Annotated in this window: 21 protein-coding genes; 17 read left to right on the top strand and 4 right to left on the bottom strand. The window is 60.8% G+C overall.

Annotated elements, in window-relative coordinates; genetic code table 11:
* Window positions 1–29 precede the first annotated feature (29 nt).
* Window positions 30–929, top strand: a complete 900-nt coding sequence (locus BCF11_RS06130) for an efflux RND transporter periplasmic adaptor subunit (protein WP_098493961.1) — start codon at window positions 30–32, stop codon at window positions 927–929.
* A gap of 219 nt (window positions 930–1,148) precedes the next feature.
* Here the strand turns inward: BCF11_RS06130 and BCF11_RS06135 are convergent, their stop codons facing one another.
* Entirely contained in the window at window positions 1,149–2,051 is a 903-nt protein-coding gene (locus BCF11_RS06135) for an NAD-dependent epimerase/dehydratase family protein (protein ID WP_098493962.1), read from the bottom strand.
* A 259-nt stretch (window positions 2,052–2,310) separates the two neighbouring features.
* Here BCF11_RS06135 and BCF11_RS06140 point away from each other — a divergent pair, with 259 nt between their 5' ends.
* The 10 genes from BCF11_RS06140 to BCF11_RS06185 all read left to right on the top strand — a co-directional run bounded on the left by BCF11_RS06140 (window position 2,311) and on the right by BCF11_RS06185 (window position 11,886).
* Window positions 2,311–4,008: a SulP family inorganic anion transporter gene (locus tag BCF11_RS06140; protein ID WP_098493963.1), complete on the top strand. Its 1,698-nt coding sequence runs from the start codon at window positions 2,311–2,313 to the stop codon at window positions 4,006–4,008.
* A gap of 23 nt (window positions 4,009–4,031) precedes the next feature.
* Window positions 4,032–5,171, top strand: a complete 1,140-nt coding sequence (locus BCF11_RS06145; RefSeq protein WP_098493964.1) for a hypothetical protein — start codon at window positions 4,032–4,034, stop codon at window positions 5,169–5,171.
* A gap of 191 nt (window positions 5,172–5,362) precedes the next feature.
* Complete coding sequence (locus tag BCF11_RS06150) at window positions 5,363–5,887, top strand: cytochrome b (protein ID WP_098493965.1); 525 nt, start codon at window positions 5,363–5,365, stop codon at window positions 5,885–5,887.
* 27 nt (window positions 5,888–5,914) lie between these two features.
* Complete coding sequence (locus BCF11_RS06155; protein WP_098493966.1) at window positions 5,915–6,490, top strand: YceI family protein; 576 nt, start codon at window positions 5,915–5,917, stop codon at window positions 6,488–6,490.
* Between the two features lie 35 nt (window positions 6,491–6,525).
* The gene (locus BCF11_RS06160; protein ID WP_098493967.1) at window positions 6,526–7,098 is read left to right on the top strand and encodes a YceI family protein; all 573 of its coding nucleotides are present in this window, start codon (window positions 6,526–6,528) and stop codon (window positions 7,096–7,098) included.
* 150 nt (window positions 7,099–7,248) lie between these two features.
* A complete protein-coding gene (locus tag BCF11_RS06165; RefSeq protein ID WP_098493968.1) occupies window positions 7,249–8,877 on the top strand; it encodes an alkaline phosphatase in 1,629 nt (542 codons plus the stop codon).
* A gap of 291 nt (window positions 8,878–9,168) precedes the next feature.
* A complete protein-coding gene (locus tag BCF11_RS06170; RefSeq protein ID WP_098493969.1) occupies window positions 9,169–9,537 on the top strand; it encodes a DUF2946 family protein in 369 nt (122 codons plus the stop codon).
* Window positions 9,538–9,617: 80 nt separating this feature from the next.
* Window positions 9,618–10,643, top strand: a complete 1,026-nt coding sequence (locus tag BCF11_RS06175; protein WP_098493970.1) for a TonB-dependent receptor — start codon at window positions 9,618–9,620, stop codon at window positions 10,641–10,643.
* 301 nt (window positions 10,644–10,944) lie between these two features.
* Window positions 10,945–11,448, top strand: a complete 504-nt coding sequence (locus tag BCF11_RS06180; protein WP_098493971.1) for a DUF3761 domain-containing protein — start codon at window positions 10,945–10,947, stop codon at window positions 11,446–11,448.
* Window positions 11,449–11,640: 192 nt separating this feature from the next.
* Entirely contained in the window at window positions 11,641–11,886 is a 246-nt protein-coding gene (locus tag BCF11_RS06185; protein ID WP_061943502.1) for a GlsB/YeaQ/YmgE family stress response membrane protein, read from the top strand.
* 81 nt (window positions 11,887–11,967) lie between these two features.
* On the opposite strand, the gene BCF11_RS06190 is transcribed toward BCF11_RS06185, so the two are convergent.
* Together BCF11_RS06190 and BCF11_RS06195 are read right to left on the bottom strand one after the other, a co-directional pair.
* Window positions 11,968–13,182 (bottom strand): SDR family oxidoreductase, encoded by a 1,215-nt coding sequence (locus BCF11_RS06190; protein ID WP_098493972.1) that lies wholly within the window; start codon window positions 13,180–13,182, stop codon window positions 11,968–11,970.
* Between the two features lie 24 nt (window positions 13,183–13,206).
* Window positions 13,207–14,022: a MipA/OmpV family protein gene (locus BCF11_RS06195; RefSeq protein WP_158229151.1), complete on the bottom strand. Its 816-nt coding sequence runs from the start codon at window positions 14,020–14,022 to the stop codon at window positions 13,207–13,209.
* 230 nt (window positions 14,023–14,252) lie between these two features.
* Between BCF11_RS06195 and BCF11_RS06200 the strand changes: the two genes are divergently transcribed.
* From BCF11_RS06200 to BCF11_RS06220, 5 genes are all read left to right on the top strand, one after another.
* A complete protein-coding gene (locus BCF11_RS06200) occupies window positions 14,253–14,951 on the top strand; it encodes a response regulator (protein WP_199110768.1) in 699 nt (232 codons plus the stop codon).
* On the top strand, window positions 14,951–16,291 hold the full coding sequence (locus BCF11_RS06205) for an ATP-binding protein (protein WP_158229152.1): 1,341 nt from the start codon (window positions 14,951–14,953) through the stop codon (window positions 16,289–16,291). Before BCF11_RS06200 ends, BCF11_RS06205 begins: the two co-directional genes overlap by 1 nt.
* A gap of 177 nt (window positions 16,292–16,468) precedes the next feature.
* Window positions 16,469–19,159 carry a M1 family metallopeptidase gene (locus BCF11_RS06210; RefSeq protein WP_233212394.1) on the top strand — a complete coding sequence of 897 codons (2,691 nt, stop codon included), beginning with the start codon at window positions 16,469–16,471 and terminating at the stop codon, window positions 19,157–19,159.
* A gap of 92 nt (window positions 19,160–19,251) precedes the next feature.
* Window positions 19,252–21,333, top strand: coding sequence for a M13 family metallopeptidase (locus tag BCF11_RS06215; protein WP_098493976.1), 2,082 nt, complete (start codon window positions 19,252–19,254; stop codon window positions 21,331–21,333).
* Window positions 21,334–21,648: 315 nt separating this feature from the next.
* Window positions 21,649–22,803 (top strand): ABC transporter substrate-binding protein, encoded by a 1,155-nt coding sequence (locus BCF11_RS06220; RefSeq protein WP_158229153.1) that lies wholly within the window; start codon window positions 21,649–21,651, stop codon window positions 22,801–22,803.
* Between the two features lie 55 nt (window positions 22,804–22,858).
* Here BCF11_RS06220 and BCF11_RS06225 read toward each other — a convergent pair whose 3' ends face one another.
* Window positions 22,859–23,791, bottom strand: coding sequence for a 2-hydroxyacid dehydrogenase (locus BCF11_RS06225; RefSeq protein ID WP_098497349.1), 933 nt, complete (start codon window positions 23,789–23,791; stop codon window positions 22,859–22,861).
* 578 nt (window positions 23,792–24,369) lie between these two features.
* Between BCF11_RS06225 and wecB the strand changes: the two genes are divergently transcribed.
* Entirely contained in the window at window positions 24,370–25,515 is a 1,146-nt protein-coding gene (gene wecB, locus BCF11_RS06230) for a non-hydrolyzing UDP-N-acetylglucosamine 2-epimerase (RefSeq protein WP_233212395.1), read from the top strand.
* Window positions 25,516–25,537: the final 22 nt, after the last annotated feature.

Here is a 25,537-nt window from a genome sequence, read left to right on the forward strand (position 1 = left end):
CGCTGTAAAAAATTTGTTCTAAGGTCGACATGAAATCATCCGCCATTTTGAAAACCCTGCTGCAGGTCATCATCACCCTGCTTGTAGTCCTGATTGCCGTCTTGCTGGCGCGCGCACTGTGGGAGCGCTACATGAACACGCCCTGGACCCGCGACGGCAGGGTGCGCGCCGACGTCATCAGCGTCGCCGCCGATGTCTCCGGCATCGTGGTGGCGGTGCCGGTGGCCGACAACGGCTATGTGCACAAGGGCGACCTGCTGATGAAAATCGATCCGGCGCGCTACGTGCTGGCGCTGGCGCAAGCGGAAGCGCAGGTGACCGAACGCCGCGTCGGCCTCACCACCAAGCAGCGCGACGCCGCGCGCCGCGCCAAGCTCGACGGCGACGTCATCTCCAATGAAAGCCGGGAAAACTCCAGTGCCGACGCCTCTGCCGCCCAAGCCCTGTACCAGGCTGCGCTGGCCGCGCGCGACAGCGCCAAGCTGAACCTGGAACGGACCGAAGTGCGGGCCACGGTGGACGGCTGGATCACCAACCTGAACGTGCATGCCGGCGATTTCGCCCAGGCCGGATCGCCCAAGCTGGCGGTGATCGACGCCAATTCCTTCTGGGTCTACGGCTATTTTGAAGAGAACAAGCTGCCCTTGATGAAGGTCGGCGACGCGGTCGAAATGCGCCTGCTCGGCAGCGAACAGATTATCAACGGCCATGTCGACAGCATCTCGCGCGGCATCACCGACCGCGACAATGCGCTCGGCACTTACGGACTGGCCAACGTGAATCCTAGCTTCAACTGGGTGCGGCTGGCGCAGCGGGTGCCGGTGCGCATCCATATCGACAAGGTGCCGGAAGGCATCACGCTGGCGGCCGGTATGACTTGCACCGTCATCATCAAGCCGGGGCAGCATCCCGTAACAGCTGCAAAATGAAAAAAGCCTGGGACTGTCCCTAATGCCGTTCAGTTAAGACTGAATGGCATTTTTATTTGCGGAACTCGTAGGGTGGGCACTCCGTGCCCACGCGGACCGGCCGGGGCGCGTAGCCGGGACACGAATATCCATGATACTGCGTGGGCACGGAGTGCCCACCCTACGCCATGTCGTTCGCCCTAACTGAACAGCATTACTGGGACTGTCCCAGGCTTTTTTTCAATCCAGCTGCATATCGTTCTTGATCCAGTCCAGCACCGAGGCGTGCCGCGGCTGCCATCCCAGTTCCCTGCGCGCCTTGGCCGCCGACACCCGGCTGTTCGAGCCGAAGGAATATACCGCGTGGCCGAATCCCCAGGCATCGATTGCATCCCGCACCGGCCACGATTGCGCCGGCCCCAGCCCTAGCCGTTCGGCAATCGCGCCGACGATCTCGGCATACGAAGCCTGGCCGTTTTCGACAAAATAGAAAGAACCGGCCGGCGCCTCTTTCAAGGCTAGCAAATACAATTCCGCCACGTCTTCGATATGTACATTGGACCAGACGTTGACGCCCTTGCCGACATAGCGCGCGACGCCGCTGCTGCGCGCCTGCGCCACCAGCGGCGGAATCTGCACGCTGTCACGCTTCAGGCCGAGACCGCTGCCGTAGATCATGGTGTTGCACAGGATGACCGAACGCACATCGCGTTGCGCGGCGTCGCGGATCAGCTTGTCCAAGGCAGCGCGCGCTGCCTTCTCCGGCGCCGGCGTGAACGGCGTGTCTTCATCGAACACCTGCTCCGACAGCCAGTCGCCGCGGGCATCGTCGCCGATCACGCTGGAGCCGCTGGTGTGGATGAACACCTTGCGGGAGCCGGCCAGCGCATCCAGCAGGGTTTGCACCGCAAACAGATTGTCCGAACTGGCGGCATTGACGACGGCATCGGCACGCTTGGCCTCGCGGCTCAGGATACCGCCGTCGGCCAGCGTTCCCAGCACCGGCTCGATGCCCAGCGCGGCCAGCCGCTCGGCCTGTTCCTGCGTACGCACCAGCCCGCGCACCTTGTATCCCTCCCGCATGAAACGGGTGGCGACAGAGCCGCCAATGAATCCGCTTGCTCCAGTGATAAATACCTGCATGTTCTCTCCTGATCTGGGTTATGTCCGAGTGATGCCTGAACGGCGATCAATAGCGACACTATGCGCGCATAGTTTGTTGAGAAAAATGGGTGTATCAGTAAATGATATTTGACTTAAACTCAACAACATTTGACGATTACCCATGATCGTGAGTAAGAGGAAACTGCTTGGTTGCGGCTAATTACGGCTAGTTGCAGCTTCGCATTGTTGCGAAAACAGCATAAAATCAGAATATAAACATTCATCGTCAGGGAGGCGCATGAGCGCTGCACAATCACAACATGCCGACCTGAATCCGCCGCCGAAACGCGTGATCACGGCGGACCTTGTGGCAGGCCTCTCGATCGCCGGGCTGCTGCTGCCCGAAGCCGTCGCCTACTCCAGCATCGCCAACCTGCCGCCGCAAACCGGCGTCATTGCACTGTTCGCCGGCCTGCTGTGCTACGGCCTGTTCGGCAGCAGCCGCTTTGCGATCGTCTCCGCCACCTCGTCCTCCGCGGCAGTGCTGGCGGCAGCCACCGCCTCCATGGCGAACGGCGACATCGGCTTGCGCATGACGCTGGCGATCGGCCTGGTGATGATCACCGGCCTGTTTTTCCTGCTGGCGGGACTGGCGCGCATGGGCAGCGTCACCGACTTCATCGCCAAGCCGGTGCTGCGCGGCTTTGCTTTCGGCCTGGCCATCGTCATCATTCTCAAGCAGTTCGCCGGCGTGGTCGGCGTCCATCCCGAACATAGCGACATGACCCGCTTCATTCCGGAAATGCTGGCGCAGGCCGGCCGCTGGAACTGGATCAGCGTCGCCGTCATGGCGGCGGCGCTGGCCCTGCTGTTCCTGTTTGCGCGGCTGCGGCGGGTGCCAGGCGCGCTGCTGGTGATCGTCATCGGCGTCGCTGCCGGCCAGTGGTTCAATCTGCAGCAATATGGCGTCGGCCTGGTCGGCAGCATCCATCTGCAGCTGACGGTGCCGACCCTGCCCATGCTGTCGCGCGCCGATTGGCTGCGCCTCGGCGAGCTGGGCTTTGCCATGGGCATGATCCTGTATGCCGAATCGTATGGAGCGATCCGCAGCTTTGCCATCAAGCACGGCGACACCACCGCGCCCAACCGCGACCTGCTGGCGCTGGGCGCTTCCAACCTGCTGTCCGGCCTGTTCCACGGCATGCCGGTCGGCGCCGGTTATTCCGCCACCTCCGCCAATGAAGCGGCCGGCGCCACTTCGCGCCTGTCCGGCTGGGTGGCGGCGCTGGTGATGCTGGCGATCGTGCTGACCTTGCTGCCGGGGATAGCCCTGACACCGGAGCCGGTGCTGGCGGCAATCGTGATCCACGCCGTTAGCCATACCCTCAATCCGATGGTGTTCCGTCCTTACTTCCAGTGGCGCCGCGACCGCCTGGTGGTGATCGCCTCGGTCGTCGCAGTGCTGTTGCTGGGCGTGCTGGACGGCTTGCTGGCGTCGATCGTGATCAGCATCTTCATGATGCTGCGGCAGTTTTCGCAATCCACCATTTCTGTCCTCGGCCAGCTCGGCGATACGCATGACTTCGTCAACATGCGCACCCATCCCGCCGCCCAGCCGGTAGCCGGCATCATCATTTTGCGTCCCAACGAGCCGCTGTTCTTCGCCAACGCCGAACGCATCCTGAGCCAGGCGCGCCGTTCCATCGCCGCCGCGCCGGGACTGCATACCGTGATCCTCAGCCTGGAAGAATCGCCCGATCTGGACAGTTCCAGCCTGGAAGGCCTGCACGATTTTTTCGGTTTCGTCAGCGCCAGCGGCTTGCGGTTGCTGCTCGCGCGCCTCAAGGATCCGGTTTACGACATCATGAAAAACGCCGTCGCGCCTGCATTCCCGGCCGCCTCTCTCAGTGCGCTGAGCGTCGCCGAGGCGGTGCACCTGGCGTTGACGGCGCAACAACCAACCAAACAAGCTACCGATATCATCCAGGGAGAATAATCATGCGTGCACGCTGGAAAATAATGACAGCCGCGCTTTGCGCGGCATTTGCGGCCGGCGCGACGACAGCAGCCAATGCCGCCGAAATCGCCTTTTCCTCGCAAAGCGATTTCACCGAAATCAGCCTCAACATCCGGGATACCTATAACGGTAACCCGGATTCCATCGAACTGGAAGTGACGCTCAACCAGGATGCGCAGCAGCGCATGCAGACGGCCACCAGCGCGGCGCTGGAGCAAGACCTGACCGTGCTGATCGACGGCAAGGCGGTCAGCACGTCGCGCGTCCAAAGCGCTATCGACGCACCGCAGATGCGTGTCTCCATATCAAGGCAGGCCGCCATCGCGCTCCTGCCAAACCTGCTGGGCGTGAATGGCGCCAGTCCGCCTGCCACCCGGCCAGCCGTGGCGGCGGCAGCGCCCGCCGGCAATCCAGAACCTTTGTTCGCCATGCCGCCGGTCGAGGCGCAAGCCCAGCAGGTGGTGCCGCCAACGGTCACGGATTCAGCGCCGGAGGCCGCTGCAGCAATGACAGCAATGACAACGCCGGAGCCCAACGCGCCGCAGGAGGCGCCGCCAACAGTCGCAGATGCAGCACCGGAAGTCGCGGCAGCAATGACGGCAATGACCGCGCCGGAAACGAATACGCCAATACCGCCGCTGCTGCCGATTCCACCTACACCGCCGGACCTCGGCGCAGCGCGGGCAGCAGATCCGGCGCCATCCGCACTGCCGCAAGAAGCGGCCATGGCGCCGGCTGTTGTTGCGGTCGAATCTCCCGTGCCGGCCGTGCCGCTGGTTCCAATCCCACCGCCACCGCCGCCGCAAGTGCCGCGCTGGGCAACCGGCGCATGGCTGCCGACCAGCGCCACTCCATCGCCTTACGCCGAGATCTATTCGGGCGACGCGGTGGCGATCTCCGCGCATGCCGTGAATGCCATCACCTGCAACCAGGCCAGGACGCAGGTATTGGAAAGCAGCCCGCAGCTGGTGCGGCTGCAGATCAGCAAAGGCAGTCCTTGCATCATCGACAAAGTGCAGGTCGAACAGCTACGCATCAGACCTTCGGCAACACCTGGCAAGGTGACGATCTCTCTGTATGGCCAGGGTGACGACATGGACGGCGCCCCTGCCATCGAGGGCAGCTATCAGCGCAAGCCTTAACATTGGTGCGGGGCGGCGCGGAAAAACATGGTTCAGAAATTTCCGATACTATAGCGACTCGCTGAATGCGCTGACGGAAACTCGTTGCCGTTTTGCAGGTCATACCCGGATGCATGGGCCTTACGGGATGCAGCCGGCAATCGGCGCTTCTGAACCCTATTTTCGCTGTTACATTTACGTCCAGATACTTTATGCAACGTTACTCAATCCCAGCCATCGTGCTGCACTGGCTGGTCGCTATTCTCATCGTTGCAGCTTTTACACTGGGCCTGACCATGGTCGACATTCCCGGCCTGACGCCCACCAAGCTGAAATACTTTTCATGGCATAAATGGCTGGGCGTGACGGTGTTCGGCCTGGCTTGCCTGCGCCTGCTCTGGCGCAAGGCAAAGGGCGCACCGCCTTATCCGGCCAGCATGCAGCCCTGGCAGCAAATGGCCGCGCATGGCCTGCATGTGCTCTTGTATGTGCTGATATTCGCGGTGCCGCTGTCTGGCTATTTCTACAGCCTGGCGGCCGGCGTGCCGGTAACTTACCTGGGCATCTGGCCGATGCCGGTGCTGATCGCGTCCAATCCGGATCTCAAGCCCGTCCTGAAACTGGTCCACTACACACTCAACATGATCATGCTGGGTGCGGTTTCGCTGCACGTGCTGGCGGCGCTCAAACATCACTTCATCGATCGCGACGGCGTGCTGAAACGCATGCTGCCCTAGTCCCTCTCTCAATCAAAAGGAATCTCCATGACCTTGCAAAAGCTCACCCTCACAACCGCCGCCGGCCTGCTGGCCCTGGGCGCCAGCTGCTCATCCATGGCCGCGCCGCTGAAAGCCGACCTGGCGAAAAGCAACGTGACCATCGTGTTCAAGCAGATGAACGTGCCGGTCGAAGCCAAGTTCAAGAAATTCACCCCGGCCATCGATTTCGACAGCGCCCAGCCTGCTTCCACGAAAGCCAGCGTCGACATCGACATCGCCAGTTTCGACCTGGGCGATCCTGAATACAACAAGGAAGTGCTGAAAAAAGAATGGTTCAATGCGGCGCAATTCGCCAAGGCTAGCTTTGTCGCCAGTTCGATCAAGGCCAGCGCCGGCGCGCCGGCGGGCAGCAAGTACGACGTCAGCGGCAAGCTGACCATCAAGGGCAAGACTACCGATGTCAGCTTCCCCCTGAGCGTCAAGAAAGAAGGCGGCGCCCAGGTATTCGACGGCTCCTTGCCGATCAAGCGGCTCACCTACAATATCGGTGAGGGCGAATGGAAAGACACCAGCATGGTGGCGGACGAAATCACCATCAAGTTTCATCTTGTAGCGAATTAACCAGAGATATCATCCCACTGAAAGGATCACCCGAAATGAAACTCAAGCTCATCATCGCCTCCCTGCTGGCCGCCAGCGCCGCCAGCGCTTTTGCCACCGCGGACACATACACCATCGATCCCAACCACACCTATCCGAGCTTCACAGCGGACCACATGGGCATCTCGTTCTGGCGCGGCAAGTTTGAAAAAACCAGCGGCAGCGTCACCCTGGACCGCGCAGCCAAGACCGGTTCGATCGATATCCATATCGACCCGAGCACCATCGATTTCGGTATGGCCAAAATGAACGAGCATGCCTCCGGCCCGGACATGTTCGACGTCAAGAAATTTCCTGACGTGACTTACAAAAGCACCTCGATTCAGTTCGACGGCGACAAGCCGGTGGCCGTCGACGGCGAGCTGACCCTGCATGGCGTCACCAAGCCGGTCAAGCTGACCATCAATTCGTTCAAGTGCATCATGCATCCGATGCTGAAACGCGAAGTTTGCGGCGCCGACGCCACCGCGGAATTCAACCGCAGCGACTTCGGCATCAGCTATGGCGTGCCGAAATTCGCGCCGGAAGTGAAACTGGCTATCCAGGTCGAAGCAGTCAAGAACAATTAATTCCAGCGTTACTGAACAAGCCGGACAGCAAAGCGCTGGCCGGCTTTTTTTTGCCTCCCTTTTTACCTCCGCAACAGCAAGCGCAGTTCATCTGCCTGTAACACAAGCACGCTAGAATCGTCGCTCCGCCCCCATTTCGCCGAGCCCGCCATGTCCTCCGACGACGCTACAACTTACAAACGCCGTACTTTTCTACGTAAAGTCGGCGCCGGCGCCGGCGTCCTGCTGAGCGGAGCGCCGCTGCATAGCGTGATCGCGCAAAGCACAGGACCAGGCACGGCGCCAGCCCTGGTCACCGCCGACAAGCTGAGGCCGCAAATGCCGAGCGGCGTGATGAGCGGCGACATCAGCCGCGACAAGGCGATTATCTGGAGCCGCACCGACCGGCCTGCGCGCATGGTGGTGGAATATGCCACCAACGAAAATTTCCAGAGCGCGCAGACTGTTATCGGGCCGATAGCCCTTTCCAGCAGCGACTTCTCGGCGCGGGTCGATCTCAGCGGTCTGCCCAGCGGACTTTCCATTTTCTACCGCGTGCGTTTCCAGGATATCCAGAATCCGGCAATCCACAGCGCACCGCAAAGCGGCAGCCTGTTGATTCCCGGCGGCGCCGAGCGCGACATCAGCTTCGCTTTTTCCGGCGATGAAGCCGGCCAAGGCTGGGGCATCAACGAAGCCTGGGGCGGCTACCGGATCTATGAAACCATGCGCCGTTTCAAGCCGGATTTCTTTATCCACTCGGGTGACCAGATCTACGCCGACGGCGTCATCGAAAAAGAAGTCAGGCTGGACGACGGCTCGCTCTGGCAAAACCTGGTGACGCCGGCCAAGTCCAAGGTAGCGGAAACGCTGGACGACTATCGCGGCAACTTCGCCTACAATCTGCTGGATGTCAATAAGCGCCGCTTTGCCGCGGAGGTGCCGTTCCTGGTGCAATGGGACGACCACGAAGTGCGCAACAACTGGTATCCCGGCCAGACCATCGGCGCCGCCGAAAAGCGCTATCAACAGCGCGACCTGTCGACGCTGGCGGCCAACGCCAAGCGCGCGATGTTCGAATACAATCCGTTCCGCATCGATCCCAGCGATCCGGAACGGGTCTACCGCATGTTCAACTACGGCCCGCTGCTGGAAGTCTTCATGCTCGATGAGCGCAGCTATCGCGGCCCCAACTCGCCCAATCGCCAGAGCGCGCTGACGCAGGATGCCGCCTTTCTCGGCGCGGCCCAGCTGCGCTGGATCAAACAGGCGCTGCTGCGCTCGCGCTCGACCTGGAAAATCATCGCCAGCGACATGCCGCTCTCGATCGTGGTGCCCGACCTCAACCCGGACGTGCCGCAAGGGACGTTTGAAGCATGGGCCAACGGCGATAACGGCAAGCCGTGCGGGCGCGAGCTGGAAGTGGCCAGCCTGCTGAAATTCATCAAGCAGCACGATATCAAGAACGTCGTGTGGGTCACTGCCGACGTCCATTACGCCTCCGCCACCTATTACTCGCCGGAGAAAGCCCAGTTCACCGATTTCAAGCCGTTCTGGGAATTCGTCGGCGGCCCCTTGCATGCCGGCACTTTCGGTCCGGGAGAAATCGACCGCACCTTCGGCCCGGAAGTCCGCTACGTCAGCATCCCAGGCGACATGAAGCAGAACCGCCCGCCCAGCGAGCTGCTGCAATTCTTCGGTATGGGGAAAGTCAACGCCAAGAGCAAGGTCATGACAGTGTCGCTGCACAATGTCGACGGCAAGAATTTGTTCGAGGTCGACCTGCATCCGGAAGCCTAGTGTCGTGTCACGCCTCCCCTGTCGGTATATCGCGCCGGCCTTGGCCCGTAGCGCTAGGCGTGCCGAGGAGACATAGCGGGGCTATGGCGACGAGGCGCAACGACGCGATACGGGTCAAGGACAAGTGAGATGCCGACAGGGGAGGCGTGACACGACACTTGGGCGGTTGCCATCCGCATCGGCGGGCCCTCAATACACCCATAGGGTTTACCCGACTTGCTGCGCTCCTGGCGAGGCGTTACCATACGGCTAAGTTTGCCATTTCGGCGAACAGCTTACCCGTGCCGCTCTATGTTCCACCTGCCCCGCCGATTGCGCCAGCTTGCCGTCTGCCTGGCCATGTTTGCAGCCCTGCTGCCCAGCGTGGTGCAGTTGCTGCCGGCTGCCCATGGCCAGCCGCTCGGGCTGGGTGAACTGTGCAGCAGCGCCGGCAATCTGCAGGCGCCCGCCGCCGGTAATCACGATACCCCGGACCAGGATCACCAGGGCCATTGCCTGCTGTGTTTCCTGCACGCCGCCAACATCGGCCTGCCGCCCGGCATCAGCCAATGGCAGCTGCCGGCCAGCGAAGGCATCGCTCTTCCGCAAGCCCCATTCTCCCTGCACGCCAGCATCGTCCGGCTGCATCCGCAATCGCGCGGGCCGCCCGCCTTGTCTTGATTTGCTTAGCCGGCGGTGCAGCTTCATTCAATGAAAGTGTGCCTTGACGCCTTACAAACCGAACAAGAAAGCCCTTTACCATGGCTACGCCATTCTCTCGCCGCGCCGGCCTTGCCTTGCTGCCGCTCGCTGCCATATCCTTGACTGCCCTTTTGCCGCAGGCAGCATTAGCCTGCGCCAGCTGCGGCTGCACCCTCAGTTCCGATTGGGACAACCTCGGCATCGGCAGCTCGTCCGGGCTGAAAATGGACCTGCGCTACGACTACCTGAACCAGAACCAGCTGCGCAGCGGCACCAGCAAGATCTCACCCGGCGCCGCCAGCCAGATTTCCAATAACGGCGATCCGCAGGAAGTCGAAAAATACACCCGCAACAACTACCTGACGCTGGGTCTCGACTACAGTTTCAACCCGGACTGGGGCATCAATCTGCAACTGCCTTACATCATGCGCAGCCATAGCACCCTAGGCACCGCCTCGGACGGCGTCACTCCCGGCGCCGGCGGCGGCCAGTATGACTCCCGCACCTCCAGCATCGGCGACCTCAAGGTCATCGGCCGCTACCAGGGCTTTACGCCGGAGCATAACTTCGGCATCCTGTTCGGCTTGAAACTGCCCACCGGCAGCCATACCGATACCGCCATGTCTAGCGATCCGACTGCGCCGGGACCAGTGCCTATCGACCGCGGCCTGCAGCCAGGCACAGGCACCACCGATGCCATCCTCGGCGTCTACTATATGGATACGCTCAGCCAGAACTGGGACTATTTCGCCCAGGGCATCGTACAGAAGGCGCTAAATTCCAGCGATCAGTACCGTCCCGGCGACGGCGCCAATCTGAACCTGGGCCTGCGTTATGTGGGCAACAGCAACTTCACGCCGCAGATCCAGCTCAACATGCGGCGCGTGCTGCATGACGTCGGCGCCAATGCCGACACCGTCAGCACCGGCGGCACCCTGGTCTACCTGAGTCCGGGCGTGAACGTGCCAATCTCGCAACAAATCTCGCTATACGGCTTTGTGCAGTTGCCGGTCTACCAGAAGGTCAACGGCGTGCAGCTTGCTCCGCGCTATACCGCGACAGTGGGCGTCCGCTACGCGTTCTAGCAAAATGCGGCCGGCAGTCCGCTGTCGGCCGCCATCCCGCGGACCAATACCTCTTTGGCAATTAAGATGCTTCATGCGCAACACTGATACGCCTGTGAGCATAAAAATCTCACAATTGTTTTCATTTGTATCGAAGTTTATGTCAGCCATATCCAATATGACCGCGTTGATTACCTACCTCGGTCATATTGCCAGGTGCGGCGCACAACAAGTTGCATGGTCGTGCTGCAAGTAGACAGATTGACACCCAAGGTGTTGAGATCAGCAACACATGAGCACTATTTACTCCATGGAGAAAAAAATGAAAGCATTGTTTATTTCAGCAGCAGTTGCAGCAGCTTTACTGACTTCCGCCGCCAGCTTCGCCCAAGCGCCGGCAGCAGCGCCAGCCGGCAGCACCGGCCTGTGCAAGGACGGCAGCTATTCCTCCAACGCAACCAAGAAAGGCGCTTGCGCCGGCCATAAAGGCGTAAAGGAATGGTACACAGCTGCCGCCGCCGCACCTGCAGCCGCTGCGGCCGCACCTGCCGCTGCTCCAGCAGCTGCACCTGCTGCAGCTCCAGCTGCCATGGCTAAGCCAGCTGCTGCCGCACCTGCAGCAATGGCTCCGGCAAAACCAGCTGCAGCGGCAACCGCTCCTGCAGCCGGCGCTAAACCAGGCGACGTCTGGGTCAACAGCTCGAGCAAGGTATATCACTGTGCAGGCACCAAGTACTATGGCACAACCAAGGCAGGTTCTTACATGACAGAGGCAGCCGCCAAGGCAGCAGGCAACCACGCCGATCATGGCAAGGCTTGCAGCTAACAGCTGACACTACAGGGCCAGGCGCATAGCCTGGCCCTGTTTGCATGTGCGGCCGCTTTTCTTGCAGCGCCGCAGCCGGCAAAGCAGTCTTTCGGGTTTATCTATCTTTTACAATTGGACGACTTTTTTTGATGATGTTTACGCTACTCTTGTCGGGTAGTCTAAACATGGTCAACTTTGAAAGGAAATCTCATGGGCATCATCGCTTGGTTGATAGTTGGCGCGATTGCAGGATGGCTGGCAGGTGTTTTGGTCAAGGGCGGCGGCTTCGGCGTGCTGGTTGATATCATCGTCGGTATCGTCGGCGCCTTCATCGGCGGCTGGCTGGCTGGGGTACTTGGCATTCAGGTTGGCGGCGGCTGGATCGCTTCAATCGTGACGGCTACGGTCGGTGCAGTGATCTTGCTGTTCATTCTAAGGCTGATCAAGCGCGCCTGAGTTTCGGCGACAGTAAAAGATGCATCGAAAAAACCCGCCTCGGCGGGTTTTTTCTATTCCGGCGCAAAGATGTTTCCCCGCCTATTTGAAGTCATACGCCATCTGCGCCTTCAGCGACATGCCCTCGGCGCTACGTTCACAGCGGCCGATATAGTCGAGGAAGCAAGGCGCCGGCGCCAGCCCTTCGCTCAGAGTCCGTCGTTCGTCAAACACATAATTGAGTTTGGAGAAACGGCCGTACAGCATCAGCGCCTTGTGCAGCATGCGCGTGTTGATCGGTTCGTTGCGGCCGCTCCTGGTGGCGCTGCCTTGCACAGCGTGGCGCACGCCAAACGCCAGCGCCATCTGCCGCAATGCCGTCTCCGACACCCGCTCGTAAGACTTTGTGCGGGCTGCCGCACTGGCGCCGTGGAATGCCTGCAGCAACTGCTCCACCATGACGCTTCCGCTGCGCCCGGCGGAGATGTGATACGCGGAAAATCTCAGCGTTGCCTTCAAGGTCAGCGCAACAATCGTACGCGCGCAATAATCGACCGGCACGATATCCAGATAGGCGCTTGGCGGGCAAACGAAACGATTCAGCTGCGCAACCACTTTCAGGAGCCAGAAGATGCTGGCCGATGGCTTGCAACCTAGCGACGAATGGCCGACGATAATCGACGGCCGCACAGTCACCAGCGGCAACTCCGGGAACAGCTCGCGCAACTGATTTTCCGCTCGCGCCTTGGAGGCGGTATACGGCACCAGATGGGCGCGCTCGAGCGGCAGGCGCAGGCTTTCCGTGACCACCGGCCCGCGCGCCACGCCGCACGCCATGGCCGTGCCGACATACACGAAGCGCTGCAAGCCCGGCAGCCGCGAACAGCGCTCCGCCAGGCGCATGGTAGCGTCGACGTTGATTTCCCAGATATCCGAGCGCTCGGCAAAGGACGTCACGGCGGCGCAATGAATGACATGGCTGACCTGCTCCAGCCGCGCATCGGCAAACGCCTGCGCATCCCTCAGGTCAGCCAGGATGATCTGGCTTTCCGCGATGTGCAGCGGCGTTTCGGCCGGGGTGAAGCGAGCGATCGATTCGCGCACCCGGCGTACCCCGGCGGCCGGGCACTCCGCACGAACCAGAAATAGCATTTCCTTGAAGCTTTCGCTGCCGGCAAGTTCGGCGGCAATCGCGCCGCCGACAAAACCGGTGACGCCGGTAAGGAAAATCCGCGGTGGCGCAGCCGGCAAACTCTGCTGTTCGGCCTGCAGCTTGTCGCGCAACCACTTCGATCTTGGAAACAGATTAAATACCATGTTGGCGCACCAGTCTCGATTCGGTCAAAATGAATAATTGACGGTCGCAAATCCGCTGTAGTTGGTCTTGGCCTGCACCAGCGGGCTATCGGCGGCTTTTTGCATATAATGCGTGGCGCCGAGCATGGTGGACAGCGACCAGGTCCGGTTGAAACTGTGAGTCCAGACCAGCGAGGCATTGACCGCATTCAGGCCGGATTCCGCCGTGTACTGGGCATAGCCCGAATTACGACTCTGGACGGCATTGACGCCAAAGAAAGTCTGGTTGTACTTGGCATCGCCGAACATGGCGGCAGCGCTGACGCTGACCTTGTCCTTGGCCAGCTCCAGCACGGTGCTACTGATCTGGACCCGGTAGCTGAGGCCGCGTTCGCGGTTGCTGACCGGTTCCGAGATAGCCAACGACAGGGTGCCGATGCGGCCCAGCTTGATGCCGGCCTCGATATTGGCCAGCACCGAGCCCTTGATCTCGCCCATGCCTTTCAGCTTTGCCGAGCCGGGCTGCAGGCCGTCGTCGGAATCCTTGCGGCCGGCGCCGTAACCGATGGCGGCGCTTGCGAAAAACATGTCGTTGATGTCGTAACGGTAGCCGGCTCCCTCCATGGTGTCGACAAAAAATCCGGATGGCGTCACGATTTTCAGTATCGGCACCGGCACCACATGGTATTCGTCGCTGCCGGCATAGCGCGCCATGCCGCCGGCGCCTAGCCCGATCGTAACCTGGCTGTCCTGTAGCCAGGATTTGGACGGCGCCGGCGCCGCCTGCTGCGCCAGCGCCGCGCGCGAGGCCAGGACGCCGTACAGGGCGAGAGCGAGGATGGACTTGGTCTGGTGTTTCATTGTTTCTCCGGGGTGGGGGTGACGTAAATTCGTGGCGCAAATTTGCAGTACAGATGCGTGCTGCAAATTCGCAAGGCATTTCACAGAGCACATTGTCGACACGCCGGAGCCGCATGTCTGTGAAGCATTGGTAGGGAATATGTGTGAATCCTTGGCATTTATGTGTTTGTTTGTAATCGGGTCATCGGCAGCCGGAGCCAGACGCTATGATGAAAAAAAGGGAAAATGGCATGAAGAAGGTTTTATTGATTGAAGACGATGCACGGCTTGCCGAATTGATATCGGAATATCTGTGCCGCTACGATTTTGAAGTGACCCTGGTGCTGCGCGGCGACCTGGCGCTGGACGCCATCGCCCGCGAACAGCCGGATGTGGTGGTGCTGGACCTGATGCTGCCCGGCATGGACGGCATGGATATCTGCCGCGCCATCCGCAAGACCTCGGCGCTGCCGGTGCTGATGCTGACCGCCCGCGCCGACATTTTCGACCAGGTCGCCGGTCTCGAGATCGGCGCCGACGACTATATGCTCAAGCCGGTGGAACCGCGCCTGCTACTGGCGCGCCTGCGCGTCATCCTGCGCTGGATGGACTTGCGCGACCAGCCGGCGCGCGGCACCCTGCTGCAGTTCGGCGAGCTGGAGGTCGACCTGTCGGCGCGCCAGGTGTGCTGGAAAGGCGAGGAAATCGATCTCAAGACCGCCGACTACAATCTGTTCGTGATCCTGGTGCAGGCCGCCGGCAAGGTCCTGAGCCGCGACGAGCTGCTCAAGCGCTGGCGCGGCATCGGCTTCGACGGCCTCGACCGCACCGTCGACGTCAGCATTTCGCGCCTGCGCAAATGCTTCGACGACGACGCCAACGAACCGCGCAAAATCAAGACCGTGTGGGGGCGCGGCTATCTGTTCAGCCCCATCGCCTGGGACGAATAATGCTAAGAATCCTGATACGCCTGTACCTGACCGTCGCCGTGCTGCTGCTCCTGTCGATCGTGTTCGTGCAAAAGGGCTTCCCCTACCTGTTCTCGACGCACCTGATGGCGCAGATGCATCGCGAATACGCCAGTGAAGCGATGCTGCTGCGCGACTACCTGGACCCGCTCGATGACAGTACCCGACAAGCCAGGCTGGACAGCATGAACCATTCCAATGGACAGCGCTACCGCCACCTGTCCGAAGAACAGAAGCGTGCGCTGTCGCCGGCCACCCGGCAGGATCTGGCGCAATACGGCCTGGCGTGGAGCGGCACCGGTGACATCAACCGCACGAATGTCTACATCGCGCTGAATGACGGCAGCCTGGTGGAAGTCCATCCGCTTATTCCCGACTGGATGGAGATGCTCGCCTATGTGATTATTTTCAGCGTCATGCTGGCAGCGATACTGGTATGGCTGACGCCGCACTGGCGCGACCTGGAAAAGCTGCGCATCGCTGCCGCCCGCTTTGGCGACGGTGCACTGGACGCGCGCGCAAGGCTGTCCGAGAACTCCTCGATCAAGCAGCTGTGCGCCTACTTCAACAATATGGCCGACCGCATCGGCGCCCTGATCACTGCGCAAAGGGACATGGTCAACGCCGCTTCGCACGAATTGCGCACGCCGCTGGCGCGGCTGGAATTCGGCCTCGTCAACCTGATGGATACCACCGACGACAGCAGGACCCATAAACGCATCCAGGCCATGCGCAAGGACGTCGAAGAACTGGATATCCTGGTCGGCGAACTGCTGACGCTGAGCATGCTGGAACAGGCTACGCTGCCGGAAAGCAGGGAAAAAATCATGCTGGAGGATTTCCTGCGCTCCGCCGCCGGCGTCTCCGATGAAGAGCTCAGCCTGCGCCACTGCACCATCGTCTGGCAGATCGCACCCGCCATGCAAGAAATCGTCATTGAACCGCGCAGCCTGGGACGCGCCTTTTCCAACCTGTTGCAAAATGCATTGCGCTACACCCGCAGCACCATCCGGGTGCGGGCTGAAGCCAGCCCCGCTTCGTGGAAACTGATTGTGGAAGACGACGGCGTCGGCATTCCGGAGAATGACCGGGAACGGATTTTCGAACCGTTCTACCGGCTCGACCGCAGCCGCGACCGCGCCACCGGCGGCTACGGACTGGGACTGGCGATCGTCAAGAAAATCGCCGAGCGGCTTGGCGGCGGGGTACGGGTCGCGAGTTCAGAACTGGGCGGCGCGATGTTCATACTGCACTTCCCATTACGCAGCAAACAGAGCCACTCAGATCTATCACCTTTGCTTATTCCAGATAAGACAAACTGACAGAGATCATCATCGGCAACCGCCCCGAAACCCAGTATCCATGCGCTAAACAGGCACAAAATGCCGAGCCGTACCGGGGCGGATTTTTTTAGTTTTTTTGTTCATACTATTTTCCTAGCGGATCACACTGGTGCGCGCTAGAATCCCAAGACAAAATTTGGGAGGATTTGACCTGTGATGTGTACTACCCGTCGTTTCACACTAGCTGCTCTCGCCCTCAGCATCTCGTCATTCAACGCCGCAGCGGCGACCCCGAATGACACTGCACCGCTGGGAAAACTGCCGCGCTGGGCCCAGCCCCTGGCGTATCACCTCGATTTGCGCGTCGACCCGCAACAGTCTGCCTACAGCGGCAGCGCCACCATCGATCTCGAACTCAAGCAAGCTGCCGATCACCTGTGGCTGCACGGCCAGGACCTGAGCGTCGGCAAAGTCAGCCTGAGCGACAGCGCGAACCATATTCATGCCGCGCAATACAAGGTTGCCGCGAAAAAGGAAGGCGTCGCCACTGTAGAGTTCGGCCAGACGCTGCCGGCCGGCCGCTATCGCATGACGCTGGAGTACAGCGCGCCGTTCAACCAGCAACTGGAAGGCGTGTACAAGGTCAGCAGCCAAGGCGCGCCGTATGTCATCACGCAGATGGAAGCGATCAGCGCACGCTACGCCTTCCCCGGTTTCGACGAACCATCTTTCAAGACGCCTTTCACGCTCAGCCTGACCGTGCCGGAAAACCAGGTCGCGGTCGCCAATACCCGGCAAGTGGCGGAAGAGAAGCTCGACAAGGGCTGGCGCAAGCTCAGCTTCGCCGCCACCAGGCCGCTGCCGACCTATCTGGTGGCCTTCGCGGTCGGTCCGTGGGATGTGGTCGGCGGGCCGCAGATTCCAGCCACCCAATGGCGCGCCCAGGCGACGACGCTGCGCGGCATTGCGCCGCACGGCGAAGGCGAGCGCATCAAGCCGGCGCTGGCGCAGACCCCGGCCATCATCACGGCGCTGGAAGATTACTTCGGCTTCGGCTATCCCTTCGATAAGGTGGATTTGCTGGCCGCGCCCGACTTTGCCGCCGGCGCCATGGAAAATCCCGGGTTGGTCACCTTCCGCGATTACCTGATGCTGCTGGACGCCAACTCGCCGGCGCAAAATGTACGCAGCTCGTTCAACGTCAACGCCCATGAACTGGCGCACCAATGGTTCGGCGATACCGTCACCATGCCATGGTGGGACGACCTGTGGCTGAACGAAGCGTTCGCCACCTGGATGCAGGCCAAGATCACGCAGCAGCTACACCCGGAATACCGCGCCGACCTGGGACTGATCAGCGGCGCCAACTACGCCATGCAAAGCGACAGCCTGGTCAGCGTGCGCAAGATCCGCCAGCCGATCACCGGCAACGGCGATATCGATACGGCTTTCGACGGCATAACCTACGAGAAAGGCGCCGCGGTCCTGAACATGTTCGAACGCTACCTCGGCGCGGACACTTTCCGCCAAGGCGTGCGCACTTATATCAAGCAGCATCAGTTTGCCAGCGCCACCGCGGATGACCTGGTGAGCGCGCTGGCCAAGGCCTCGGGCAAGGACCAGCGCTTTGCCAAGGCCATGCAGAGCTTCCTCGACCAGGCCGGCGTGCCGCTGGTCGACACTGCCCTCAGCATGGAAAACGGCAAGGCCGTGCTGCATCTGAAACAGCAGCGCTACCTGCCGCTCGGCTCCACTGGCGACGCCAAGCGGCTGTGGGGCATCCCGGTCTGCGTGCGCTATAGCATTGCCGGCGGCGACGCCAGGACGCAGTGCGAACTGCTGGATCAGGCGCAAGGCAAGATGGTGCTGCCCGGCGCCACTGCCGGCAGCTGGTACATGCCAAATGCAGACGCCGCCGGTTACTACCGTTTCGACATGGCGCGCGACGACCTGGCGCGCCTGACCAGCAACCTGGCGCAGCTGCCGGATACCGAACAACTGGCATACGCAGACGCCATCAATGCCGGTTTCGGCCGTGGCGACCTGGATGCCGCCGCAGTGCTGGCGGCCGCGCCGCGCCTGGCGCAGTCGAGCACGCGCGAAGTGGCGACGGCCCTGATTCCTACCCTCAAGTGGCTGGCGAAATACGAAGTCCGCAGCGACGCCCAGCGCAATCGCCTGACCGACCTGGCGCGTAAAATATATCTGCCGCGCCTGCAGCAGCTCGGCTACCAGCGCCGCGTCGGCGAAAGCCAGGACGATGCGCTGCTGCGCGCAGCGCTGGCCCAGTTCCTGGCGCTCGACGTCAAGTTGCCGGAAGTACGCCAGGCCCTGCTGCTGCAAGGCGGCAAAGCACTGGAGAAAAACGCTGACGGCAAGCTCGACCTGGCGGCAGCCAATCCTGACCTGCTGTGCGCCGTACTGTCGGTCACCGCGCAAGAACAAGGGACGCCGGCAGTCGACGTCTTGATCAAGGCGCTGGGCAATACCAGCGAACCGGCGCAGCGCATGGCGATCCTCAGCGGCCTGGGCGCCGCCACCGCCTCGGCCAGCGCCCAGCGTGCACGCAACTTGGCGCTCGATCCGCTGGTCAAGGTCGGCGAAATGGGCACGCTGCTGCGCGCCAGCAGGGAAGACGGCGAAGGCCGCGAAGCCCTGTGGAAGTGGTTTACACTCAACCATGAACAGCTGATCAAGCGCAGCGGCGAATCCTCCGGCGGCCGTTTGCCGGACCTGGTAGCTGGCGACAGCTGCTCGCAAAGCGAGGCCGACCGCCTGAGCAGCTTCTTCCAGCCGTTGCTGGGGCAGTTGCCGGGCGCCGACCGCGGCCTGGCGCAAACCCGCGAAAAGACCTTGCTATGCACGGCCTTGCGCGAAAAACAAGATCCGGCAGCGCTTCTGCATTGAAAGACGGACAATATAAATGAATCTGCAATAGTTTTTTAGAATGCCTTACCAGGCTGTTTTTTCCGATGACTTCTCATAAGGATTACTTACTCGTGAAACGCTCTCTCATCTGTGCAGCTGTGCTGACACTGGTTGCAGGCTATACCAGCTCCACCGCCAGTTTTGCCCAAACACCCCGCACCGTAGCTGCCGCCGCCATGACAAGCTCGGCCAAGCCGGCCAGCGGCATCGACATGACGAACGCCGACCTGGCGGTGCGCCCGCAGGACGACTTCTACAGCTACGTCAACGGCAGCTGGCTCAAGAAAACCGAAATCCCGGCCGACAAGTCGTCCTGGGGAGCTTTCTATGAGTTGCGTGAAAATTCGCTGACCCAGCTGCACACCATCGTCGATGCCGTCAGCGCCGAGAAAGACTTGAAGGCCGGCTCCAACAAGCAAAAGATCGCCGACCTGTACGCCAGCTACATGGATGAGCCGGCGCTCGAAAAACTCGGCATCAAACCGCTTGAAGCGGAATTCGCCAGAGTCGACGCCTTGAAAGACAAGAAACAGATCCCGGGTCTGATCGCCCATCTGAACAGCATCGGCGTCAATGCTCCCTACGACCTTGGCATCCACCAGGACGCCAAGGATTCGAGCAAGGTCATCGCCGACCTCGGCCAGAGCGGCCTCGGCTTGCCTGACCGCGACTACTACCTGAAAGCCGACGACGCCAAGCTGAAGGACACGCTGGCCAAGTACCGTGCCCATGTCGCTTCCATGCTGACCATGTCCGGCGACAAGGCCGCCAAGAAAAACGCCGCCAGCATCGTCGCCCTGGAAACCGCACTGGCCAAGATCCAATGGACCAAGGTCGAGCTGCGCGATCCGGTCAAGGCTTACAACCGGGTGGAACTGGACCAGCTGCATACGCTGGCGCCGCACTTCGAGTGGGATGGCTACCTGGCCGGCGCCGGTCTGAAAGACAAGGTCAGCTACCTGGTGATCAGCCAGCCAACCTACATCAAAGGCCTCGACAAGATCCTGCAAGACACGCCGCTGCCGGTCTGGAAAGCGTATTTCAAATGGCATGTGCTGAGCAGCTACGCATCTCAGCTGTCGAAAGAATATGTCGACCAGAACTTCTCGTTCAAGGGTACTGTGCTGCGCGGCGTGCCGCAAAACGAGCCACGCTGGAAACGCGGCATCAGTGTGGTCGAAGCCGGCATCGGCGAAGGCCTGGGCCAGCTGTATGTCGAGCAGTTCTTCCCGCCTGAGAACAAGGCGCGCATGGAAAAACTGGTGGCCAACCTGATCGCCGCCTACAACCACAGCATCGACGGCCTGGACTGGATGGGTCCCGACACCAAGAAGCAGGCGCAAAAGAAATTGTCGACCTTGATGCTGAAGATCGGCTATCCGGACAAGTGGCGCGATTATTCGAACCTGAGCATCAAGCGTGACGACCTGGTCGGCAACACCATGCGCGCCAGCGAATTCGAATTCAAGCGCAATATCGACAAGCTGGGCAAGCCGGTCGACCGCGCAGAATGGGGCATGACGCCGCAGACCGTGAACGCCTACTACAACCCGGAACTCAACGAAATCGTGTTCCCGGCAGCGATCCTGCAGCCGCCGTTCTTCAATGCCAACGCGGATGACGCAGTCAACTACGGCGGCATCGGCGGCGTGATCGGCCATGAAATCAGCCACGGCTTCGACGACCAGGGCAGCCAGTACGATGAAATCGGCAACCTGCGCGACTGGTGGACCAAGGAAGACCACGAGAAATTCGCGGTCAAGACCAAGGCCTTGGTGCAGCAATACAATGCCTACAGCCCGGTCGCCGGCTACAAGGTCAACGGTGAACTGACCCTGGGCGAGAACATCGCCGACAACTCCGGCCTGGCGATCGCCTACAAGGCTTACCACCTGTCGCTGGACGGCAAGACTCCGCCGGTGATCGACGGCCTCACCGGCGACCAGCGCCTGTATCTGGGCTGGGGCCAGGTATGGCGCGCCAAGGTGCGCGATGCGCAAGCTATCGTGTACGTGAAAACCGATCCGCACTCGCCGCCACGCTTCCGCGGCAACGGCACGCTGGGCAACCAGCCCGGCTTCTACAGCGCCTTTGACGTCAAGCCTGGCGACAAGATGTATCTGCCGCCGGAACAGCGCGTCATCATGTGGTAACAACTGCCGCAGCAAGCTAAAAGCCACCGGTCATCCCGGTGGCTTTTTTATTTTGCGCTTGAGACGCGGGTAGCGCCCCGCACCTTCGCATTGATTCGCATTGATTCGCATTGACTCGCATTCATGCGCCAGGCCTATTCCGGCAACGAGTGGAAAAAGTCATTTCCACCCAGCAAGCACTAACTACTGCCAAAATTACCCTTTCTTTTGTTTTCTTCTAGCAATATATCTATAATACGCAGCGGCGCCATGCGAGAAGGTATGATTCATGCTTGCTCCATTCCATCGCTTGATCAACATCAGAAAGTGGCAATCATGCATCTGCACCGTCGTCTCTTATCCTTTGTACTGCCTCTCATCATCGGCGTCTGCAGCCCACTGACCGCCAGCTTTGCCGAATCCGGCGTCACCGACCAGAAAATCCTGCTGGGACAGTCGGCAGCGTTTTCCGGCCCGGCCGCGCAGCTGGGGATACAGATGAATGCCGGCGCCAAGGCCTACTTCGATTCGGTGAACGAGCAAGGCGGCGTGTTTGGACGCCGTATCGAGATCATCAAGGCCGACGATAAGTATGAAGCTGACCTGGCCGCCGCCAACACCAAGCGGCTGATTGAAAAAGACGATGTATTCGCCTTGTTCGGCTACGTCGGCACGCCGACCAGCAATGCCGCCTTGCCGATTTTCACGGAAGCCGGCGTGCCGTTTTTCGCGCCGGTCACCGGCGCCCAATCGCTGCGCGAGCCGCTCAACCGCCAGGTCTTCAACGTTCGCGCCAGCTACTTCGACGAAACCGAACATCTGGTCGAAAAACTGGCGAACGTCGGCATCAAGAGCATCGCAGTGTTCTACCAGAACGACGCCTATGGCCGCGCCGGACTGGAAGGCGTGCAGCGGGCCTTGAAGAAATTGAATCTGGAAATGGTCGAATCGGCCACGGTGGAACGCAACAGCACGGACGTCAGCAAGGCCGTCGGCAAAATCCTGCCGAAACGTCCCGCCGCTGTGATCCAGATCAGCGCCTATGCTTCGTGCGCCGCTTACATCAAGGAAATGCGCAAGGCTGGCTACAACGGCCAGTTCTATAACGTCTCGTTCGTCGGCAGCCAGGCACTGGCCGATACGCTGGGCAAGGAAGGCGAAGGCGTGGTGATTTCCCAGGTTGTGCCATTCCCGTGGAGTTCGTCGGCGCCAGTGGTCGCCGAATATGTCAAGCTGATGGAAAAATCCGGCGTCAAGGAATCCAACTTTTCCAGCCTGGAAGGATTTATCGCGGCCAAGGTATTTGTCGAGGGGCTGAAGCGCGCCGGCAAGGATTTGACGCGGGCAAAACTGGTCAAGGCGCTGGAATCGATCAACATGAAGAACTACAACGGCGGCGGTTTCGACGTCAACTTCAGCGGCAGCAATCATAACGGCTCGACGTTCGTCGACATGACCATGATCACCAAGGACAAGAAATTCCTGAACTGATATGCCTGTGGGCAGCAGCAAAAAAAATCCGGCAATTGCCGGATTTTTTGTTTCATCAGACCGGCGTCAACACCGCCTGTCCGGAGAAATGGCGCTGGCTGTTTTCCAGGAACAGACGCACGGTTTCGGCCACCGACTCCGGCGACCATCCGGCCACATGCGGCGTCAACACTGCATTCGGCAAACCCAGCAATTCTGCCGGCGGCAGCGGCTCGCTCTCATAAACATCGAGGCCAGCGCCGCCCAGCCGGCTCTCGCGCAGGGCTCGCGCCAGTGCCGCGGTATCGATCACGCTGCCGCGCGCGATATTGACGACAAACCCCTGCGGCCCCAATGCATCCAGCACCGCCGCGCCCACCATGTGGCGGGTGCCGGCGCCGCCCGGCGTGGCGATCACCAGGAAGTCAGTCCATTCGGCCAGGGCCTGCAGCGTCGCAAAATAAGTGAACGCTACATCATCGCGCGGCGAGCGGTTGTGATAGCCGATGGCCATGTCGAAAGCGGCGGCGCGGCGCGCGATCTGCTTGCCGATCGTGCCCAGTCCGACGATCCCCAGCCGCTTGCCGGAGACGCTGGGCGGCAAAGGCAGTGCATCGCGCCAGACGCCCTGGTGCAGCGCCACGCCCAGCTGCGGAATGCCGCGCACCGTCGCCAGCAGCAGGCCCATGGCGTGATCGGCAACGCAGGCGTCATTGGTGCCGGCGCCGTTGGCGACCGTGATGCCGCGCTCGCGCGCAGCTGCCACATCGATGTTTTCAAAACCTGCGCCTAGCGCGCAGATCAGTTCCAGTTTGGGCAAGGCGGCAATTTCCTGCGCCCGCAGGCCGATCGAGCCGATGGTCAGCACCGCCCGTATCTGCTCTGCATGGCTGGAGATGGCGTCGCTGCGTTGCGCAGCCGTAGGGGCATAGACGATCTGCCATTCTTGCGCAATGCGCTGCAGACTTTGTTCGGACAAAGGATTAAGAATCAGAAGAGTGGAAAGCATGGGATGCCAGGAGGTGGATGAAACGTTCCGCGCCGAATGCGCAATGCTGGTAATGATAGCGGTGAAATCCGGACCATGCTTGAGCGAGCTCACCCGGCAACCCGGCTTACACGTGCACAACTGACACCGATTTCTTTCATTGTTACTTTTGTACGCCGGAAAACTGCCTGGCGCCGCGATGCGCCCAGGATCCTTGCCGTGCAATGCGCCTAATCCAACAAGCCTTCAACTTATTTCCCAAGCGTATTAAATACTTAACAATAAGTAACAGTTAAATCACATTTTTTATTATAAGATTTACATTACTCAACAATAACATCCGGAATCAAGATATTTCCTTAAAAGAAACTTGCCCATAAGAATAATTAAGCATCGATGTCATGCTTGTCGCTGCCCGACGTAGTCGGGGGCAGTCGACTTCCCCCTCGGTTCGGGGCCCATGCCGGATAGGCGCTCGCAGCAAGAACATCATGGCCCTGACAAGACTGATCTCGCCAGGCCGGCTTTTTAACTCGAACAGCCGAGTGTATAAAGTGAAAGTTCTATCTATTTTCGGGACACGCCCGGAGGCGGTAAAAATGGCTCCGGTGCTGCGGGTGCTGGCACGCGAAGCGAGCATCCAGTCGCTGGTGTGCGTCACCGGCCAGCACCGGCTCATGCTGCAGCAGGTGCTGGATCTGTTCAACATCAAGGTCGATCACAGTCTCGACGTCATGCTGCCGGACCAGAGCCTGAACGGCTTGAGCGCGCGCCTGATCGGCTTGCTCGACCCGGTGCTCGATGCTACCCGGCCGGACCGCATCCTGGTGCACGGCGACACCACCACCGCCATGATCGCCGCCCTTACCGCCTTCCATCGCCGGATACCGGTGGCCCATGTCGAAGCCGGCCTGCGCACCGGCGACCTGACGCAACCCTGGCCGGAAGAAATGAACCGCCGCTACGTCGATGTGGTGAGCGACCTGCTGCTGGCGCCCACCGCCAGGGCCAAGAGCAGCCTGGCGGCGGAGCACCTTGCCGGCCGGGTGGTCATCACCGGCAACACGGTGATCGATGCGCTGCGCCTGACGACCGAATCGATAGCCTGCGACCGCAAGTTGCGCGAGCGCCTCGACGCCCACTTCCCTTACCTGCGTGCCGATAAAAAGCTGCTGCTGGTGACCGGCCACCGGCGCGAGAATTTCGGCCCCGGGTTCGCCGAAATTTGCAATGCGCTGGCGATATTGTCGCGCCGCTCCGATATACAGATCGTCTATCCGGTACACCTCAATCCGAACGTGCAGGGACCGGTGCAGGCGGCCTTGGCGCAGCTGCCGAATATCCATCTGATCGAACCGCTGGACTATCTGCTGTTTGTGCGGCTGATGCAACATTCTCACGTAATCCTGACCGACTCCGGCGGTGTGCAGGAAGAGGCGCCGTCGCTCGGCAAGCCGGTGCTGGTGATGCGCAATGTCACGGAACGGCCGGAAGCGGTAGCCGCCGGCACCGTGCAACTGGTCGGCACCGACGCCGCGCGCATCGTCGCCGCAGTGACCCGGCTTTACGAAGACGACGCCATCTGGCAGCTGGCGACGCAACGCGTCAATCCCTATGGCGACGGTCATGCGGCGGAGCGGATCGCCGCTGTGCTGTGCGGCAGGGAGATCGATGAATTTGGTGTGGAAAAATTTGAACAACTGGAAAAAATACGTCTGGTCGCGAAGAGCTTTCAAAAAATATAGACGCGCGGCTAGTGTTGCGGCG

This window comes from Collimonas sp. PA-H2 (genome assembly GCF_002564105.1).
GTDB lineage: Bacteria > Pseudomonadota > Gammaproteobacteria > Burkholderiales > Burkholderiaceae_D > Collimonas.

What these genes read in the sequence shown, in the direction of transcription:
- BCF11_RS06210 (WP_233212394.1), top strand. Translation starts at nt 16,469, where the DNA reads ATGTGTACTACCCGTCGTTTCACACTAGCTGCTCTCGCCCTCAGCATC.
- BCF11_RS06150 (WP_098493965.1), top strand. Translation starts at nt 5,363, where the DNA reads ATGCAACGTTACTCAATCCCAGCCATCGTGCTGCACTGGCTGGTCGCT.
- BCF11_RS06190 (WP_098493972.1), bottom strand. Translation starts at nt 13,182, where the DNA reads ATGGTATTTAATCTGTTTCCAAGATCGAAGTGGTTGCGCGACAAGCTG.
- BCF11_RS06195 (WP_158229151.1), bottom strand. Translation starts at nt 14,022, where the DNA reads ATGAAACACCAGACCAAGTCCATCCTCGCTCTCGCCCTGTACGGCGTC.
- BCF11_RS06205 (WP_158229152.1), top strand. Translation starts at nt 14,951, where the DNA reads ATGCTAAGAATCCTGATACGCCTGTACCTGACCGTCGCCGTGCTGCTG.
- BCF11_RS06155 (WP_098493966.1), top strand. Translation starts at nt 5,915, where the DNA reads ATGACCTTGCAAAAGCTCACCCTCACAACCGCCGCCGGCCTGCTGGCC.
- BCF11_RS06185 (WP_061943502.1), top strand. Translation starts at nt 11,641, where the DNA reads ATGGGCATCATCGCTTGGTTGATAGTTGGCGCGATTGCAGGATGGCTG.
- wecB (WP_233212395.1), top strand. Translation starts at nt 24,370, where the DNA reads ATGGCTCCGGTGCTGCGGGTGCTGGCACGCGAAGCGAGCATCCAGTCG.
- BCF11_RS06170 (WP_098493969.1), top strand. Translation starts at nt 9,169, where the DNA reads ATGTTCCACCTGCCCCGCCGATTGCGCCAGCTTGCCGTCTGCCTGGCC.
- BCF11_RS06130 (WP_098493961.1), top strand. Translation starts at nt 30, where the DNA reads ATGAAATCATCCGCCATTTTGAAAACCCTGCTGCAGGTCATCATCACC.
- BCF11_RS06165 (WP_098493968.1), top strand. Translation starts at nt 7,249, where the DNA reads ATGTCCTCCGACGACGCTACAACTTACAAACGCCGTACTTTTCTACGT.
- BCF11_RS06135 (WP_098493962.1), bottom strand. Translation starts at nt 2,051, where the DNA reads ATGCAGGTATTTATCACTGGAGCAAGCGGATTCATTGGCGGCTCTGTC.
- BCF11_RS06180 (WP_098493971.1), top strand. Translation starts at nt 10,945, where the DNA reads ATGAAAGCATTGTTTATTTCAGCAGCAGTTGCAGCAGCTTTACTGACT.
- BCF11_RS06220 (WP_158229153.1), top strand. Translation starts at nt 21,649, where the DNA reads ATGCATCTGCACCGTCGTCTCTTATCCTTTGTACTGCCTCTCATCATC.
- BCF11_RS06175 (WP_098493970.1), top strand. Translation starts at nt 9,618, where the DNA reads ATGGCTACGCCATTCTCTCGCCGCGCCGGCCTTGCCTTGCTGCCGCTC.
- BCF11_RS06225 (WP_098497349.1), bottom strand. Translation starts at nt 23,791, where the DNA reads ATGCTTTCCACTCTTCTGATTCTTAATCCTTTGTCCGAACAAAGTCTG.
- BCF11_RS06160 (WP_098493967.1), top strand. Translation starts at nt 6,526, where the DNA reads ATGAAACTCAAGCTCATCATCGCCTCCCTGCTGGCCGCCAGCGCCGCC.
- BCF11_RS06200 (WP_199110768.1), top strand. Translation starts at nt 14,253, where the DNA reads ATGAAGAAGGTTTTATTGATTGAAGACGATGCACGGCTTGCCGAATTG.
- BCF11_RS06145 (WP_098493964.1), top strand. Translation starts at nt 4,032, where the DNA reads ATGACAGCCGCGCTTTGCGCGGCATTTGCGGCCGGCGCGACGACAGCA.
- BCF11_RS06140 (WP_098493963.1), top strand. Translation starts at nt 2,311, where the DNA reads ATGAGCGCTGCACAATCACAACATGCCGACCTGAATCCGCCGCCGAAA.